This window comes from Priestia megaterium, from assembly GCF_023824195.1.
Classification (GTDB): Bacteria; Bacillota; Bacilli; order Bacillales; family Bacillaceae_H; genus Priestia; species Priestia megaterium_D.
This window is the reverse complement of the sequence record NZ_CP085442.1, coordinates 4,124,312-4,140,363: the sequence shown is the minus strand read 5'-3', so window position 1 is coordinate 4,140,363 and position 16,052 is coordinate 4,124,312. Positions and strand designations below refer to the sequence as shown.

17 protein-coding genes are annotated in these 16,052 nt (G+C 40.1%); 16 read left to right on the top strand and 1 reads right to left on the bottom strand.

Annotation, left to right across the window (positions count from 1 at the left end; all coding sequences use genetic code 11):
• Nucleotides 1-3 precede the first annotated feature (3 nt).
• The 6 genes from LIS78_RS21475 to spoVM all read left to right on the top strand — a co-directional run bounded on the left by LIS78_RS21475 (nucleotide 4) and on the right by spoVM (nucleotide 5,276).
• Complete coding sequence (locus LIS78_RS21475) at nucleotides 4-747, top strand: Stp1/IreP family PP2C-type Ser/Thr phosphatase (RefSeq protein ID WP_013058919.1); 744 nt, start codon at nucleotides 4-6, stop codon at nucleotides 745-747.
• A gap of 5 nt (nucleotides 748-752) precedes the next feature.
• Entirely contained in the window at nucleotides 753-2,798 is a 2,046-nt protein-coding gene (gene pknB, locus LIS78_RS21470) for a Stk1 family PASTA domain-containing Ser/Thr kinase (RefSeq protein WP_252285367.1), read from the top strand.
• Between the two features lie 13 nt (nucleotides 2,799-2,811).
• A complete protein-coding gene (gene rsgA / locus LIS78_RS21465; protein ID WP_013058917.1) occupies nucleotides 2,812-3,693 on the top strand; it encodes a ribosome small subunit-dependent GTPase A in 882 nt (293 codons plus the stop codon).
• 2 nt (nucleotides 3,694-3,695) lie between these two features.
• Nucleotides 3,696-4,352, top strand: coding sequence for a ribulose-phosphate 3-epimerase (gene rpe, locus LIS78_RS21460; RefSeq protein ID WP_013058916.1), 657 nt, complete (start codon nucleotides 3,696-3,698; stop codon nucleotides 4,350-4,352).
• A gap of 116 nt (nucleotides 4,353-4,468) precedes the next feature.
• A complete protein-coding gene (locus tag LIS78_RS21455) occupies nucleotides 4,469-5,116 on the top strand; it encodes a thiamine diphosphokinase (protein ID WP_195781984.1) in 648 nt (215 codons plus the stop codon).
• A gap of 79 nt (nucleotides 5,117-5,195) precedes the next feature.
• The gene (spoVM, locus tag LIS78_RS21450; protein ID WP_016765421.1) at nucleotides 5,196-5,276 is read left to right on the top strand and encodes a stage V sporulation protein SpoVM; all 81 of its coding nucleotides are present in this window, start codon (nucleotides 5,196-5,198) and stop codon (nucleotides 5,274-5,276) included.
• 57 nt (nucleotides 5,277-5,333) lie between these two features.
• Here spoVM and rpmB read toward each other — a convergent pair whose 3' ends face one another.
• Nucleotides 5,334-5,522 (bottom strand): 50S ribosomal protein L28, encoded by a 189-nt coding sequence (gene rpmB, locus LIS78_RS21445; RefSeq protein WP_013058914.1) that lies wholly within the window; start codon nucleotides 5,520-5,522, stop codon nucleotides 5,334-5,336.
• A gap of 314 nt (nucleotides 5,523-5,836) precedes the next feature.
• Here rpmB and LIS78_RS21440 point away from each other — a divergent pair, with 314 nt between their 5' ends.
• The 10 genes from LIS78_RS21440 to fabD all read left to right on the top strand — a co-directional run bounded on the left by LIS78_RS21440 (nucleotide 5,837) and on the right by fabD (nucleotide 16,052).
• The gene (locus LIS78_RS21440; RefSeq protein WP_013058913.1) at nucleotides 5,837-6,199 is read left to right on the top strand and encodes an Asp23/Gls24 family envelope stress response protein; all 363 of its coding nucleotides are present in this window, start codon (nucleotides 5,837-5,839) and stop codon (nucleotides 6,197-6,199) included.
• A gap of 16 nt (nucleotides 6,200-6,215) precedes the next feature.
• Complete coding sequence (locus LIS78_RS21435) at nucleotides 6,216-7,883, top strand: DAK2 domain-containing protein (protein ID WP_252284328.1); 1,668 nt, start codon at nucleotides 6,216-6,218, stop codon at nucleotides 7,881-7,883.
• A gap of 196 nt (nucleotides 7,884-8,079) precedes the next feature.
• Complete coding sequence (locus LIS78_RS21430) at nucleotides 8,080-9,108, top strand: PTS sugar transporter subunit IIC (RefSeq protein WP_252285366.1); 1,029 nt, start codon at nucleotides 8,080-8,082, stop codon at nucleotides 9,106-9,108.
• A gap of 212 nt (nucleotides 9,109-9,320) precedes the next feature.
• A complete protein-coding gene (sdaAB, locus tag LIS78_RS21425; RefSeq protein WP_252284327.1) occupies nucleotides 9,321-9,983 on the top strand; it encodes an L-serine ammonia-lyase, iron-sulfur-dependent subunit beta in 663 nt (220 codons plus the stop codon).
• A 98-nt stretch (nucleotides 9,984-10,081) separates the two neighbouring features.
• Entirely contained in the window at nucleotides 10,082-10,969 is an 888-nt protein-coding gene (gene sdaAA, locus LIS78_RS21420) for an L-serine ammonia-lyase, iron-sulfur-dependent, subunit alpha (RefSeq protein WP_014458410.1), read from the top strand.
• Nucleotides 10,962-13,010, top strand: a complete 2,049-nt coding sequence (gene recG, locus LIS78_RS21415; protein WP_252284326.1) for an ATP-dependent DNA helicase RecG — start codon at nucleotides 10,962-10,964, stop codon at nucleotides 13,008-13,010. Before sdaAA ends, recG begins: the two co-directional genes overlap by 8 nt.
• A gap of 127 nt (nucleotides 13,011-13,137) precedes the next feature.
• Nucleotides 13,138-13,323: a hypothetical protein gene (locus tag LIS78_RS21410; RefSeq protein ID WP_195781989.1), complete on the top strand. Its 186-nt coding sequence runs from the start codon at nucleotides 13,138-13,140 to the stop codon at nucleotides 13,321-13,323.
• A gap of 192 nt (nucleotides 13,324-13,515) precedes the next feature.
• Nucleotides 13,516-14,079, top strand: a complete 564-nt coding sequence (gene fapR, locus LIS78_RS21405) for a transcription factor FapR (protein ID WP_013058909.1) — start codon at nucleotides 13,516-13,518, stop codon at nucleotides 14,077-14,079.
• 20 nt (nucleotides 14,080-14,099) lie between these two features.
• Entirely contained in the window at nucleotides 14,100-15,104 is a 1,005-nt protein-coding gene (gene plsX, locus LIS78_RS21400) for a phosphate acyltransferase PlsX (protein WP_195781990.1), read from the top strand.
• Nucleotides 15,105-15,107: 3 nt separating this feature from the next.
• On the top strand, nucleotides 15,108-16,052 hold the full coding sequence (gene fabD, locus LIS78_RS21395) for an ACP S-malonyltransferase (RefSeq protein WP_195781991.1): 945 nt from the start codon (nucleotides 15,108-15,110) through the stop codon (nucleotides 16,050-16,052).

Sequence of the window (16,052 nt, the reverse complement as noted above, 5' to 3'; positions counted from 1 at the left end):
TGTATGGCAACTGTCTTCATGACAGACCGAGGGAGAGTTAGACAACACAATGAAGATAACGGAGGGGTATTTTTGAACCAACACAATCAGCTGCTTGCAATTGTGGCTGATGGTATGGGAGGTCATCGAGCTGGCGACGTCGCCAGTGAGATGGCGGTTCAAAAATTGCAAATAGCGTGGGAAGAAGCGGACAAAGTAACGTCTCCTGATGAGGCGACGCAGTGGATTCGTACGCATGTTTCGCAAATTAATCAAGATATTTATCAGTATGCTCAGGAGCATGAAGAGTGTAAAGGCATGGGTACAACAGTTGTGCTTGCTTTATGCGCCGATACGTTTTGTGCGATTGGTAATATAGGAGACAGCAGGTGCTATATTTCAAATGAATATGGATTTCAACAAGTAACAGAAGATCATTCTCTTGTGAATGAACTTGTAAAAAATGGTCAAATCACAAAAGAAGATGCTGAGCATCATCCACGAAAAAATATCTTATTGCGAGCACTAGGTACCGAAGAAAATGTTAGTTTAGATGTAAAAACAATTGAAGTGGAAAAAGAAGATCGATTATTATTATGTTCAGATGGACTGACAAATAAGGTAACGGAACAAAAGCTGAACGAAACGTTATCAACAAGTTCATCACTTCACGAAAAGGGTACGAGCCTGATTCAATTAGCAAATGAGCTTGGTGGAGAAGACAATATTACACTTGCAATTGTGGACTTTACATCTGAAAGTGGGTGAGAGTGTTGCTAATAGGTAGACGGCTAAACGACCGTTATAAGGTATTGCAAGTAATTGGTGGAGGCGGAATGGCAAACGTCTATTTAGGTCGCGACATGATTTTGGATCGTGATGTAGCAATTAAAGTGCTTCGTTTAGACTTTGCAAGTGACGATGCGTTTATAAAGCGTTTCCATCGAGAAGCACAATCTGCTACGAGTATTGCTCATCCTAATATTGTCAGCATTTATGATGTTGGAGAAGAAGAAGATATTTACTATATCATCATGGAATATGTACCGGGTATGACATTAAAGCAATACATTCTGCAAGAATCACCACTATCTCTTGATAAAGCCATACATATTATGACGCAGATTACATCAGCTATTGCCCATGCTCATCAGTACGGAATTATTCACCGGGATATTAAGCCTCAAAATATTTTAATTGATCATGATGATACCATTAAAGTTACTGACTTCGGCATTGCCGTAGCACTAAGTTCTACAACCATTACGCATACTAATTCTGTTTTGGGCTCTGTTCATTATTTATCTCCTGAACAGGCAAGGGGAGGGCTTGCGAATAAGCGTTCTGATATTTATTCGCTTGGCATCGTCCTATTTGAATTGCTAACGGGTCGAGTCCCTTTTTCTGGGGAATCGGCTGTGTCAATTGCATTAAAACATTTACAGACAGAAACACCTTCTCCAAAAAGATGGAATCCATCTATCCCTCAAAGCGTGGAGAATGTTGTATTAAAAGCAACAACTAAAGATCCATTTTACCGATACAGTTCAGTCGAAGAACTCGAAGCGGATTTACAGTCTGCTGTTCATCCAAATCGTTATAATGAACAAAGGTTTACGGTGCCTGATGATGAAGAAGTGACAAAAGCCATTCCAGTTATTAAGGAGGATTTTGTTGAATCCGAAGAAACGCACGTACCTGTGAGAAAACCACCTCACTTAGAGCGCGAAGAACAAGAGGAAGAAGAGTTAAAGCCTAAGAAAAAAAAGAAGAAAAAGAAAAAAGGCAAAAGCAAGCTGATTGTAACGCTTGTTTTAATTTTTTTGCTGCTTGCAGCTGCTAGCGTAGCCGCCGTTACGTTTATTCCAGCTTTATTACTGCCAAAAGACGTAAAGGTTCCTGATTTACATAATCAAGATTATGAATCAGCAGTAACCGATTTAGTTTCTTTAGGCTTTAAAGTGAAGAATCCTAAAGATATATCCGATAATGAGGTGGAAGAAGGCGACGTGGTTAAAACGATGCCAGAAGCAGGAGACGTTATCAAAGAAGGATCTAACGTCATTATTTATCGAAGTACAGGAAAGAAAAAAGAAGCATTTAACCGGTACATTGGAAGAAGCTTTACGGAAGTAAAAAGTCTGTTAGAAAAGCAGAATTATAAAGATATCCAATCTATCGAAGTTGAAAGCACAGAACCAAAAGGCAATATTACAGATCAGACGCCTAAAGAAACCGAACAAGTCGTGCCGGAAGATACAACGGTTACGCTATGGGTAAGTAAGGGTCCGCCGAAGATTACATTAAAGGATTTCTCGGGCTGGACGGAAAAAAGCGTAAAAGATTATGCATCAGATGAAGATATTGAAGTGGACGTAAAAACAGCGTATTCCGACACTGTTGAAAAAGGTCTTGTGATGTCTCAAAAGCCTGCAGCGGAGCAGAGTATCGAGCAAGGTGATAAGCTTACGATTACGGTCTCAATGGGGAAAGAGCCAAAAGCTCCTCAAACGGTGTCAGTGGATGTTGCCATTCCGTATAAAGAAGAGGCTGACACCGAAGCAAGCACGGAACAAGGCGACGGAACGGAAACAGGCGATGCCACTGAAACAGAAGAGGAAAAGCCAAAGCCGCAAAAAGTACAAATTTATATCGAAGATGCAGATAACGATATGTCCGTTCCTGCTAAAGAACTAACGATTACTGAAACAACAAAAGAATCGTTCGATGTCTTAGTCGATGAAAATGAAAAAGCGTCTTATAAAATTGTCCGAGACGGGGAAGTTATTGAAGAAAAAGACGTTGAATATCCAGAGTGATAGGAGTGAGGTTATGCCAGAAGGAAGAATTATTAAATCCCTTAGCGGATTTTATTATGTTCTTCATGACGGACAAGTAACGCAATGTCGAGGACGAGGTGTTTTTCGTAAAAAGAAGGTAACGCCTTTAGTCGGTGACAATGTAGTATTTCAGGCAGAAAATAAGCTTGAAGGATATATACTTGAAATTAAAGAACGTAAAAATGAATTAGTTCGTCCCCCTATTTCAAATGTTGATCAGGCGCTGCTTGTTTTTTCAGCGATTGAACCTGATTTTAGCACAATGCTTCTTGACCGATTTTTAGTGTTAGTGGAGTCTAATCATATTGAACCTATTATTTGTATTTCAAAAGTAGATCTTTTATCACAGCAGCAAAAACAAGAAATCGAGCAATATGCCGAAGAATATCGTAAAATAGGATATGAGGTCATTTTAACGTCGACAGTCACAGAAAAAGGCATGGAACAAATTCAGCCGTTATTTGAAGATCGCGTGACGGTTATTGCCGGACAGTCAGGTGTAGGTAAATCTTCACTGTTAAATACACTTAAACCAGAGCTTGAGTTAAAGACAAATGATATTTCAATGTCACTTGGAAGAGGAAAGCATACAACACGTCATGTAGAACTTATTTCGTTTGGTGAAGGGTTAGTAGCCGATACGCCAGGCTTTAGCTCACTGGAATTTTTAACGTTAGAAGTAGAAGAGTTAACCGATTGTTTTCCTGAAATGTCGCGTTTGAGTGAACAGTGTAAATTTCGAGGTTGTTTGCATGTGAAAGAACCAAAATGTGCGGTGAAAGAAGCATACGAACAAAAAGAAATTCCGAGTTATCGCTACGAACATTACTTGCAATTTATTGAGGAAATTAAGCAAAGAAAGCCGAGGTATTAAAAATGACAAAAATCGCACCTTCCATTTTATCTGCCAATTTTTCAAAGCTTGCTGAAGAAATTCGTGAAGTTGAAGCAGGTGGAGCAGACTACATCCATATAGACGTTATGGATGGCCATTTTGTTCCTAATATTACAATTGGACCGCTTATCGTTGAGGCTGTACGCCCTGTCACAACACTGCCATTAGATGTGCATTTAATGATTGAAAACCCAGATCAATACGTTCCAATGTTTGCAAAGGCAGGTGCTGATATTTTAACGGTACATGCTGAAGCGTGTACTCATTTGCACCGCACCATTCAATTAATTAAAGAGCACGGCATGAAAGCAGGCGTTGCTTTAAATCCTGCAACGCCAATTGACGTGGTCAAGCATATCTTAGAAGATATCGATCTTATTTTATTAATGACGGTGAACCCAGGCTTTGGAGGACAAAACTTCATTCCAAGTGTACTGCCGAAAATTGAGCAAATCTCTCAGCTTATTGAAATTCGTCACCTTTCTATTGAAGTAGAGGTTGATGGAGGAATTAATGAAGAAACAGCACGAAAATGTGTGGAAGCAGGAGCGAATGTCTTAGTGGCTGGCTCAGCTATTTATAATCAAGAAGATCGAGCTGGCGCAATTAGTCAAATTCGCACAACTGTTCAAGCGTAAGTAATAAAAGCTGCTGTGTACAACGAGTAGAACTTGTACACAGCAGCTTTTTCTTTTAGGATAAAGAAAACATATTTATTTCGTTCATTTTTTGATAGAAAAGGAGCATATACATAATGAAAATTCATATTCTAGCAGGGGGACCGGATGAACATATGCCACCCCTGCACCAATCAAATGATGTAAAGTGGGTAGGAGTAGACCGCGGCGTATTCCTTCTTCTTCAACAAGACATTTTGCCCGTGAAAGCATTCGGAGATTTTGATTCCATTACAAATGCTCAGCTTAAGCTAGTGAGAGAAGCATTACAAGATGTTGAATTGTATCCTGCAGAAAAAGATGCAACGGATTTGGAACTTGCTTTTGAGTGGGCAATAGAGCAAAAACCGGACAGTATTTGTATCTTTGGAGCAACAGGTGGAAGGCTTGACCACATGTTTGGAAGCATTCAGCTCCTGTACAAAGGGTTAAAAAAGAAAGCGAATGTACAAATGATTGACAATCAAAATATCATTCAATTGTTTGAACCAGGCACTTATCATGTTGATCGTTTAAAGGAGTTTCACTATATTTCATTCGTTCCTTTTGCAGGCGGTGTAAAAGAGCTTACGCTAGAAGGTTTCAAATATCCGCTCAATAAGCATGAAGTAGAACTCGGCTCAACTTTATGTATTAGCAATGAACTTATTCAACAAAGAGGTACTTTTTCATTTACAAAAGGCATATTAATGATGGTAAGAAGCAATGATAAAAATTGCTTGTGATGAAGTATGGAAAATGAGAGCAGGACATAGGGCTTTCTTTAAAAGGAGATAAAGTGTGGAGACGGTTAGGAGGGACAGTATGAAATTCTATACAATCAAACTTCCAAAGTTTTTAGGTGGCATCGTAAAGGTCATGCTTAATTCGTTCAAAAAAGATTAACAACGCCGGAATAATAAAAGAAGCACCATAAAATATGGTGCTTTTTCATTATAAAGATTAAACGCGTTGAACTTTACCAGACTTAAGGGCTCTAGCTGAAACGTACACACGTTTTGGTTTACCGTTCACTAAGATACGTACTTTTTGAACGTTAGCACCCCATTTACGCTTAGTAGCGTTCATTGCGTGAGAACGTGCGTTACCTGAACGAGCTTTTCTACCAGTTACTACACATTTGCGTGCCATGATTTTCCCTCCTAACACCAAAAAAACTACTCAATTCTGTTTTGAGAAATACTATATTAATTTATCACAGCCTTAAAGAGAATGCAATAGTTCTGGAGAAAAGCTTTCAAGAAATTTTCCTTGACATATAAAATGAATCTATGTTCAATAATATAGAGAGTAGAAATAGGTATAACTTGGTCTATTACTCATTTTAAGACAAGTTGATACCTAATACTGTCATCCTTAAAAGGGACAAGCTGGACGCCTCTTTTAAAACGAGATTGATTATAGTAGAATATTTATAACCTATGAAAGTAGAAAGGGGAACGAGTATGTCCATCGAAATGAAAACGAAGTATGGTCAAATTGATATCTCTACAGATGTAATTGCAACAATTGCTGGAGGAGCAGCTGTTGATTGTTACGGGATTGTCGGAATGGCTTCAAAAAATCAGCTTAAAGATGGTCTTACAGAAATTCTTCGCAAAGAAAACTTTACACGAGGTATTGTGGTAAGACAAGAAGAGGATGACGTACATATCGACATGTACATTATCGTAAGCTATGGAACAAAAATTTCTGAAATTGCTCATAATGTGCAAACAAAAGTAAAATACACACTGGAACAAACGGTTGGTTTAACGGTTGATTCAGTAAATATTTATGTGCAGGGTGTTCGTGTAACGAACGTTTAATTAAGGAGGAAGATTCGTGTCAATGACAACGTTGGACGGAAAGCGGTTTAGAGAAATGGTGCTTCAAGGAGCCCAGCATCTATCTAACAATGCAGATTATGTAGATGCGCTGAACGTTTTTCCTGTACCAGATGGTGATACTGGAACAAATATGAACTTATCGATTACGTCTGGTGCTAAAGAAGTAAAAAATAAACTATCTGATCACATCGGCCAAGTGAGTCAAGCTTTGTCTAAGGGCTTATTGATGGGGGCGCGCGGTAATTCAGGAGTTATTTTATCTCAATTATTCCGCGGTTTTGCGAAATCGGTTGAGCAAAAGTCATCGATTACAACAGTTGAGTTTGCTGAAGCTCTTGAGCTCGGTGTAGAAACTGCTTATAAAGCTGTTATGAAACCAATCGAAGGAACCATTTTAACAGTAGCTAAGGATACTGCTAAAAAAGCAGCGGCTATTGCTAAAAAGCAAGCTGATATGATTCTGTTCATGGAAGAAGTACTTAAGGAAGCTAATGCTTCGTTAAATCGCACGCCAGATCTTTTACCCGTGTTAAAAGAAGTAGGCGTAGTGGATAGCGGAGGTCAAGGGCTTGTTTTAATTTATGAAGGGTTTTTAGCTGAATTAAAAGGTGAAAAACTTCCGGGTGTACCCATGTCAGCTCCTTCGATGAATGAACTCGTAAATGCTGAGCATCATAAGCATGCGCAAAGCCATATGAATACAGAAGATATTGAATTTGGCTATTGTACAGAATTTATGGTAAGGCTGGAAGAGGATAAGCCTGCAGCTAAAACATTTTCTGAAGAAACGTTTCGTCAAGACTTAAGTAAATGGGGCGACTCATTGCTTGTAGTATCTGATGATGAAATCGTGAAAGTTCATATTCACGCCGAGCATCCTGGAGAAGTGTTAAACTACGGGCAGCAATATGGAAGTTTAATTAAAATGAAGATTGAAAACATGAGAGAACAGCATAGCAGCATTGTTTCAGGTGAAGAAAAGCCTGCAGTAAAAAATGTTGAAAAACAGCCCTTTGGCATTGTTACTGTGTCAATGGGAAAAGGAATTGCTCAATTGTTCAAGAGCCTTGGGGCAACGGTTGTCATTGAAGGCGGACAAACAATGAATCCAAGTACGGAGGATATTGTCAAAGCGATTGAAGAAACAAATGCTGAACAGGTACTGATTTTACCTAATAACGGAAATATTGTGATGGCTGCTAATCAAGCGGCTGCTGTTGCCGGCAGTCACGTTTCGGTTGTCCCGTCTAAAACGGTTCCTCAAGGAATGACAGCGCTGCTATCATTTAATCCTCAGCAAAGCTTAAAAGAAAACGAGGAAGTAATGACAGAAGCTCTACAGCACGTGAAAACAGGACAAGTAACGTATGCAGTTCGCGATACAAATATCGATGGTCTTGAATTAGCTAAAGGCGATTTTATGGGTATTGCCGAAAAGAAAATCGTCGTAAAAGATTCAGAGAAATTAGAAGCAGCGAAAAAGCTATTGACTTATATGATTGATGACGAAGCGGAAATCCTTACGATTCTTCAAGGAGAGGATGTCTCAGACGATGAAGCTAAAGCGCTAACATCATTTGTAGAAGAAACGTTTGAAGAAGTTGAGGTAGAGCTTCATAAAGGAGATCAACCTTTATATTCTTACATTTTTGCAATTGAATAACAAAAAAAGCGGCATTCCTACTAAGGAGTGCCGCTTTTTTGTTATTTTTTTAAGTTAAACACGAATTATTTTATTGATAATATTTTTATTGTTCGTTTTATTAAGCGTATTGGTTGAAAAGAACTCGTTTATATGGTAGTTTGGAAAACTGAATATGTCAAATGTGAAAGAAAACAGCATGAGAGGAGAGACAGCAGTGGATATTTTAAAAGGAACAGGTTTATTGTTATTAGTGTTATTTTTGTTCTGGCTGTTTAGCAATAAGGCGCCTTATGGAATGAAAGCAATGGGGGCGTTGGCAGGCGGAGCGGTAGCGGCATTTCTCGTAGAAGCTTTTCAGTCTTACGTAGGAGGAGATGTACTAGGTATCTCATTTTTAGATGAAGTCGGAAAGGCTGCAGGAGAAATGGGAGGAGTTGCAGCAGCAGCACTAGTTGCTTTAGCATTAGGAGTATCTCCTGTATATGCTCTTATGATGGGGGTAGTATGTTCAGGGTTAGGTTTGCTCCCCGGATTTTTTGCCGGGTACATCATGGCGTTTGTCGTAAAATTTATTGAAAAAAAAGCACCTGCTGGTCTCGACTTATTAGGAAATATTTTAATTGCGGCACCTTTAACAAGACTAATTGGCAATGCATTTTCACCTATTGTAGATGCAACGCTTTTAAATATTGGTGGGATTATTAAAGATACAGCAAATGTTAGCCCTATTTTAATGGGAATTATTTTAGGAGGGGTTATTACAGTGGTGGCAACGGCTCCGCTTAGCTCAATGGCGCTAACGGCTATGCTAGGGTTAACGGGATTGCCAATGGCAATTGGAGCCCTCGCTGTATTTGGATCTTCTTTTATGAATTACGTGCTGTTTGATCGATTAAAATTTGGAGATCGCCGAACGACCATTTCAGTTGCGGTCGAGCCTTTAACACAAACGAATATTATTTCAGCAAATCCGATTCCTATTTACATCACAAACTTTTTTGGAGGTGCACTAGCTGGTGTAATCGTGGCGCTTTTTGGATTGGTAAATGATGCTGCAGGCACGGCAACTCCCATCGCAGGACTTGCGGTGATGTTTGGGTTTAATGACCCTATCAAGGTCACAATTTGTGCAGTACTTTGCGCACTAGCGGGAGCATTAGCTGGGTTTATAGGTTCCGTTGTTTTTAAAAACTTTAAAATTAAAACAGTAGACGATGTAGCTTCTGAGCAAGAAGCAGCTTAAGTAATTCATCTTTTCCTGCATAATATAGCAAAAAAAGAGGTGTGCTTATCCTATTTTTATGGATAAATACACCTCTTTTTTTTTGCGTGAATTCCTAATAAAAATGAGAATTTTTAAATTTTTTAAGAACATGAAACAAAGCTTCCAAAAAGTCAAAAGCTCAAGTAACATATAAGTAATAACAATGTCTAAATAGCAGGGGGAAAATCCTTATGAAATATAAATCTGTCTTTGATATTATTGGTCCGGTAATGATTGGACCATCTAGTTCACATACAGCTGGTGCAGCGCGTATTGGACGCGTTGCCCGAACACTTTTTGGCAAGCAGCCCACAAAAGTTGTGGTTTCATTGTACGGTTCTTTTGCTCAAACGTATAAAGGGCACGGAACAGACGTAGCGCTGATTGGCGGTATTTTAGATTTTGATACGTTCGACCAGCGTATTCCGGAGTCTTTGAACTTAGCTAAAAAAGAAGGAATTGACGTCACATTTGTTGAGGAAGCGGCAATCACAGATCATCCGAATACTGCTCGCATCAAAATGAGCGACGGATTAAAGGAAATTGAAATTGTTGGAATTTCAATTGGCGGAGGAAAAATTCAAATTACGGAGCTGAACGGATTTGAATTAAATTTATCAGGTATGAATCCAGCTATTCTCGTTGTGCATAATGACCGATTTGGTGCCATTGCGACCGTTACGAATATTTTGATGAAACACTCAATTAATATCGGACATATGGAAGTATCTCGCAAAGAGCGCGGAGAAGTAGCGCTCATGGCAATTGAAATGGATACGAATATTGAAGATGATGTAATTGAAGAGTTAAAAACATTGCCTCATATTATTCAAGTAACAAGAATGGTTGAATAGGATAGAGTGAATAGGAACGGCCAGTGCGAATAACAGGGGTCGAGTGATTATATATAATTCTAAAGTGAAAATAAGACAGAATGATAGCGGAGGTTACTATGTTTCGAAACGTAGCAGAACTAGTAGAATTAGCAGAAAGTCAAAATGTAAAAATTGCAGAGATTATGATTCAACAGGAAATAGATATCACGGGAGTTACTCGTGAAGAAATCATGGAAAAAATGGACCGGAACTTAACGGTTATGGAAGAAGCGGTTGAACGCGGTTTAAAAGGGGTACAGTCTGTTACAGGTTTAACAGGCGGGGATGCAGTGCTGCTTCAAAACTATATTCAAAGTGGAAAATCTTTATCTGGCAATTTAATTTTAGATGCAGTCAGCAAAGCTGTAGCGACAAACGAAGTAAATGCGGCAATGGGGACAATCTGTGCAACGCCTACTGCTGGATCTGCGGGGGTAGTGCCAGGAACGCTGTTTGCAGTGCAAAATAAGCTAAACCCAACTCGTAAAGAAATGATTGAATTTTTATTTACATCAGGTGCTTTTGGGTTTGTTGTAGCCAATAATGCGTCTATTTCAGGAGCAGCAGGCGGATGTCAAGCAGAAGTTGGTTCAGCTTCAGGTATGGCAGCTGCAGCGATTGTTGAAATGGCAGGAGGTACACCGAGTCAGGCAGCTGAAGCAATGGCAATTACTCTCAAAAATATGCTAGGATTAGTATGTGACCCAGTAGCGGGGCTAGTAGAAGTTCCATGTGTGAAACGAAACGCAATGGGAGCGGCGAATGCAATGATTGCAGCAGATATGGCCTTAGCAGGCATTACAAGTCGTATTCCATGTGATGAAGTCATTGATGCTATGTATAAAATTGGTCAAACAATGCCGGTTGCATTACGAGAAACTGCACAAGGAGGCTTAGCGGCAACACCAACAGGTCGCGAGCTTGAAGCGAAGATCTTTGGTATTGCATTAAATAAAAGTGAATGAACTAACAACTATTTCAATTAAAACCATTAAAGGTATTGGAGATGAAACAGCACAAGCATTAGAGGATATGCATATTCACAGTGTGCATGACTTGTTAGAACATTTCCCATATCGCTATGAAGATTATGAGTTAAAAGATTTGGCTGAAGCAAAGCACGACGAAAAGGTCACCGTAGAAGGAAAGGTTCACAGCGTCCCCTCGCTTACGTATTACGGAAAAAAACGTTCGCGCCTTACGTTTCGGCTGCTAGTAAACCGCTATTTGATTACGGTTACTTGTTTTAATCGTCCTTACTATAAATCAAAGTTAGAAATCGATCAAACTGTTACGGTTACGGGGAAATGGGATCAGCATCGGCAAACGATTAACTTGCAGGAGCTTCAATTTTCTCCGTTTGTTAAAAATCAAACGATTGAGCCTGTTTACTCAGTTAAAGGCAGCTTAACGGTCAAAGGAATGCGGAAGTTCGTCTCTCTTGCGTTGAAGAATTATGGCAGTAGCATTCAGGATATGCTCCCGGCCTCTATTCGTTCTAGGTACAAACTAGTAACGCGTGAAGAAGCGGTTAGAAGTATTCACTTACCTCGTGATCATGAAGATTTAAAACAAGCAAGACGTCGATTTGTCTATGAAGAATTTCTACTTTTTCAATTAAAAATGCAGGCACTTAGAAAGCGCGAAAGAGAAGAAACGCCTGGAATGAAGCAAGCATTTGATTCAACTGAGCTGGTAAACTTCACGAACTTGCTGCCGTTTTCGTTAACAAACGCTCAAAAACGTGTAGTAAACGAAATTACGCACGATATGAAATCGCCTTATCGCATGAATCGCTTGCTGCAAGGTGATGTAGGGTCAGGTAAAACAGTCGTAGCAGCGGTTGCTTTATACGCCACTGTTTTAGCGGGGCATCAAGGTGCTTTAATGGTACCGACTGAAATTTTAGCTGAACAGCATGCTGAGTCATTAACTGCGATGCTTGAAAAGGTAGGAATCAGCGTAGGCTTGCTAACAGGGTCTGTTAAAGGAAAAGCAAGAAGAGAGCTGCTTCAGCGAGTGAAAGACGGAGATGTTCATGTATTAGTAGGTACACATGCCTTAATTCAAGACGAAGTTATATATAATAGTTTAGGGCTCGTTATTACGGATGAACAGCACCGCTTTGGAGTTGGGCAGCGCCGGGTTTTACGTGAAAAAGGAGAAAGTCCGGATGTACTGTTTATGACGGCGACTCCTATTCCAAGAACCCTTGCTATTACGGTGTTTGGAGAAATGGATGTGTCCATTATTGATGAAATGCCAGCAGGACGTAAGGCAATTGAAACATACTGGGTAAAACATGATATGCTTGAACGTATTTTACATTTCGTTGAAAAAGAAATACATGACGGCAGACAAGCTTACGTTATTTGTCCGTTGATTGAAGAATCGGACAAGCTGGATGTTCAAAATGCAATTGATGTGCATGCAACACTCACTCACTATTTTAATGGAAAAGCAAGCGTTGGTCTCATGCACGGAAGATTGTCACCTGATGAAAAAGAAGAAGTGATGAAACAGTTTAGCGTAAATGACGTGCAGATTTTAGTGTCAACAACGGTTGTAGAAGTAGGAGTGAACGTTCCGAATGCAACCGTGATGGTTATTTATGATGCAGAGCGCTTTGGGTTATCTCAGCTTCATCAGCTAAGAGGACGCGTAGGACGAGGAGATGCACAGTCGTATTGTATTCTGCTCGCGGATCCGAAATCAGAAGTTGGAAAAGAACGAATGACCATTATGACGGAAACAAACGATGGATTTGTATTATCAGAAAGAGACTTAGAGCTTCGTGGGCCTGGTGATTTCTTTGGTAGAAAACAAAGCGGGATGCCTGAGTTTAAAGTAGCCGATATGGTGCACGATTACCGTGCGCTTGAAGTAGCTCGAGAAGATGCTGCTAAGCTTGTAAATTCCGACAGCTTTTGGACAGAAGATCAGTTTGCACTGCTGAGAATACAATTAGAAGCAACGGGCGTATTAACTGGAGAAAAATTTGATTAGTAAAAGAGACTGGAACAAAGTATTTTAGTTGAAGGAAAATCCGAACGATCAATCGTTCGGGTTTTTTTCATTGTGATGATGAACGTAGATTTCATGTATGTGATGGGTATGTAGGTGCTTCTAACTGTTGAGTGAAGGGCAAGGCACTCCTGCGGGGAAAGCGGAAGAGATGAGACCCCGCAGGAGCGTAAGGGAGGAGCAGAATCACCGGCCGCCTGCGGAAAGCGAAGTCTTGCACGGAAATCAGCAGCGGTATAACAAGCAATCTATACGAGTTTCTTTATCCCATTTGTTCATCTTTAGATTGGAGTGATTTAGTTATGTCTCAATCTCTTTTCGTCTATAAAGATAAAAAGCGGCTTAGAGTGAAAGAGTTAGCGGCTGTTAGCCATTAATAAAATCCACGTCAATGCACAGAATACAGCATGTGAAAAATGTTGCAATTAGAAGGTAATGATTATATACTGCTATTAGTACCTAGTATTAAAAGTTCGGATGGTGGAGAATGAAGCGCAGTAAAAAAGAAAGACAGCAGCTATTAAAAACGACAATTGAAGAAAACCCATTTATTACGGATGAAGAACTAGCAGACCGTTTTTCAGTGAGCGTTCAAACAATTCGATTAGACCGCCTAGAGTTGTCGATTCCTGAACTGCGAGAACGTATTAAGCATGTAGCTTCAAAACAACTAGACGAGGAAGTGCGCTCGCTTCCGATTGAAGAAGTAATTGGAGAAGTTATCGACATTGAACTAGATCAATCAGCGATATCTATTTTTGATGTGAAAACAGAGCATGTGTTTCAGCGTAATCAAATTGCTCGTGGTCACCACCTTTTTGCGCAAGCTAATTCGTTAGCTGTGGCTGTTATTAACAACGAACTAGCGCTCACAGCAGATGCGTCGATCCGTTATCATCGCCCTGTTAAGCTTCATGAACGAGTGATAGCAAAAGCGAAAGTTCTGTCAACTAGTGAAGTGCGAACCACCGTTGAGGTAAACAGCTATGTAGGGCAAGAGCAAGTGTTCTCTGGCACTTTTAAAATGTATCGTTCTACAAAGGATAAATAATAAAAAGGATGAGACGCAACATGAAACTAGCTATTGATGCAATGGGCGGAGATCATGCACCGAAAGCCATTATTGAAGGTGTAGAAAAAGCTACTGCTCAATTTAAAGAATTACATATTACGTTAATTGGAAACGAATCAGAAATAAAAAAGTATTTAACAAATTCAGATCGTATTTCGATTATTCATACAGAAGAAACCATTGATGCAACTGATGAGCCAGTGCGAGCTGTGCGCCGTAAAAAACAAGCATCTATGGTATTAATGGCAAATGAAGTAGCCGAAGGTCGTGCTGATGCTTGTATTTCAGCAGGAAACACAGGTGCGTTAATGACAGCGGGACTTTTTATTGTAGGTCGCGTCAAAGGCATTGAACGTCCAGCACTTGCTCCGACGCTTCCGACACTAGATGGAAAAGGCTTTTTAATGCTAGACGTTGGAGCAAACGTTGATGCCAAGCCTGAACATTTGCTCCAGTACGCTGTGATGGGGTCTGTGTATGCCGAAAAAGTACGCGGCATTCAAGCTCCTAGAGTGGGACTGTTGAACATTGGAACTGAGGATAAAAAAGGAAATGATTTAACAAAGCAAGCCTTTCAGCTACTAAAGAACGCTGATCTCAATTTTGTAGGCAACGTGGAATCTCGTGATTTGCTAAACGGCGTAGCGGATGTGGTTGTAACAGATGGTTTTACAGGGAATATGACTCTTAAAAGCATTGAGGGAACGGCGCTTTCCTTGTTTTCTATGATTAAACAAGAATTAATGAGCACGTTAAAAAGCAAGTTAGCCGCAGCGGTGCTAAAGCCTCAGCTGCAGGGTTTAAAAGCAAAAATGGATTACAGTGAATATGGAGGAGCAGGGCTGTTTGGATTGCATGCGCCTGTTATCAAAGCGCACGGTTCGTCGGATGCGAATGCAGTATTTAGCGCGATTAAGCAAGCTGTGAATATGGTGGAAAACAATGTGTCTTCCACTATTCAAAAAGCAATCGAACAAACTGCTAATGAAGAAAAGGAGAGATAAGAAATGGGGAAAATTGCTTTTATCTTTCCAGGCCAAGGGTCACAAACTGTTGGTATGGGAAAAGATTTATATGATGGAACAGAGGAAGCGAAAAAGCTGATTCATACAGCTGACGAAGCTTTAGGGTTCAGTCTTTCAAACATTATTTTTGAAGGGCCTCAAGAAGAATTGACTTTAACTTATCACGCTCAACCTGCTCTTTTAACAACGAGTACAATGCTGCTTGAAGCATTTAAAACGAGCGGAATTACACCCGATTTTGTTGCAGGTCACAGTTTAGGAGAATACAGTGCGCTTGTGGCTGCTGAGGTTTTATCGTTTAAAGATGCCGTTGTTGCTGTTCACAAAAGAGGTCGCTATATGGACGAAGCTGTACCAGCAGGTCAAGGTACAATGGCAGCAGTGCTTGGCATGTCAGCGGAAGATCTAGAAGCCGTTACCGCTCAAATTACAAGCGAAGGCGACGCTGTTCAGCTTGCAAATATTAACTGTCCGGGTCAAATTGTTATTTCAGGTACGGTAAATGGCGTAGAAAAAGCAGGAGCTCTTGCCAAAGAAAAAGGTGCAAAACGCGTGATTCCTCTAGTGGTAAGCGGTCCGTTCCACTCTAGTTTAATGAAGCCAGCTGCTGAAAAACTACGTGATACGCTAGAAACAGTGGGCTTTAGCGATGCGAAAGTTCCAGTCATAGCAAACGTAACAGCAAAGCCGGTTACTGACAGTCAAGATATTCAAAACAAGCTAGTGGAACAACTGTATTCTCCAGTGAGATGGGAAGAAACAGTTGAGACACTTCTTGCAGAAGGTGTAGATACATTTGTTGAAATTGGACCAGGAAAAGTATTATCAGGTCTTGTGAAAAAAGTAAATCGCCGTGCGATTGTTCATGCTGTTAATGATCTTACATCATTAAAATCAACGATTGACGCACTAAAAGGGGGAGAATAA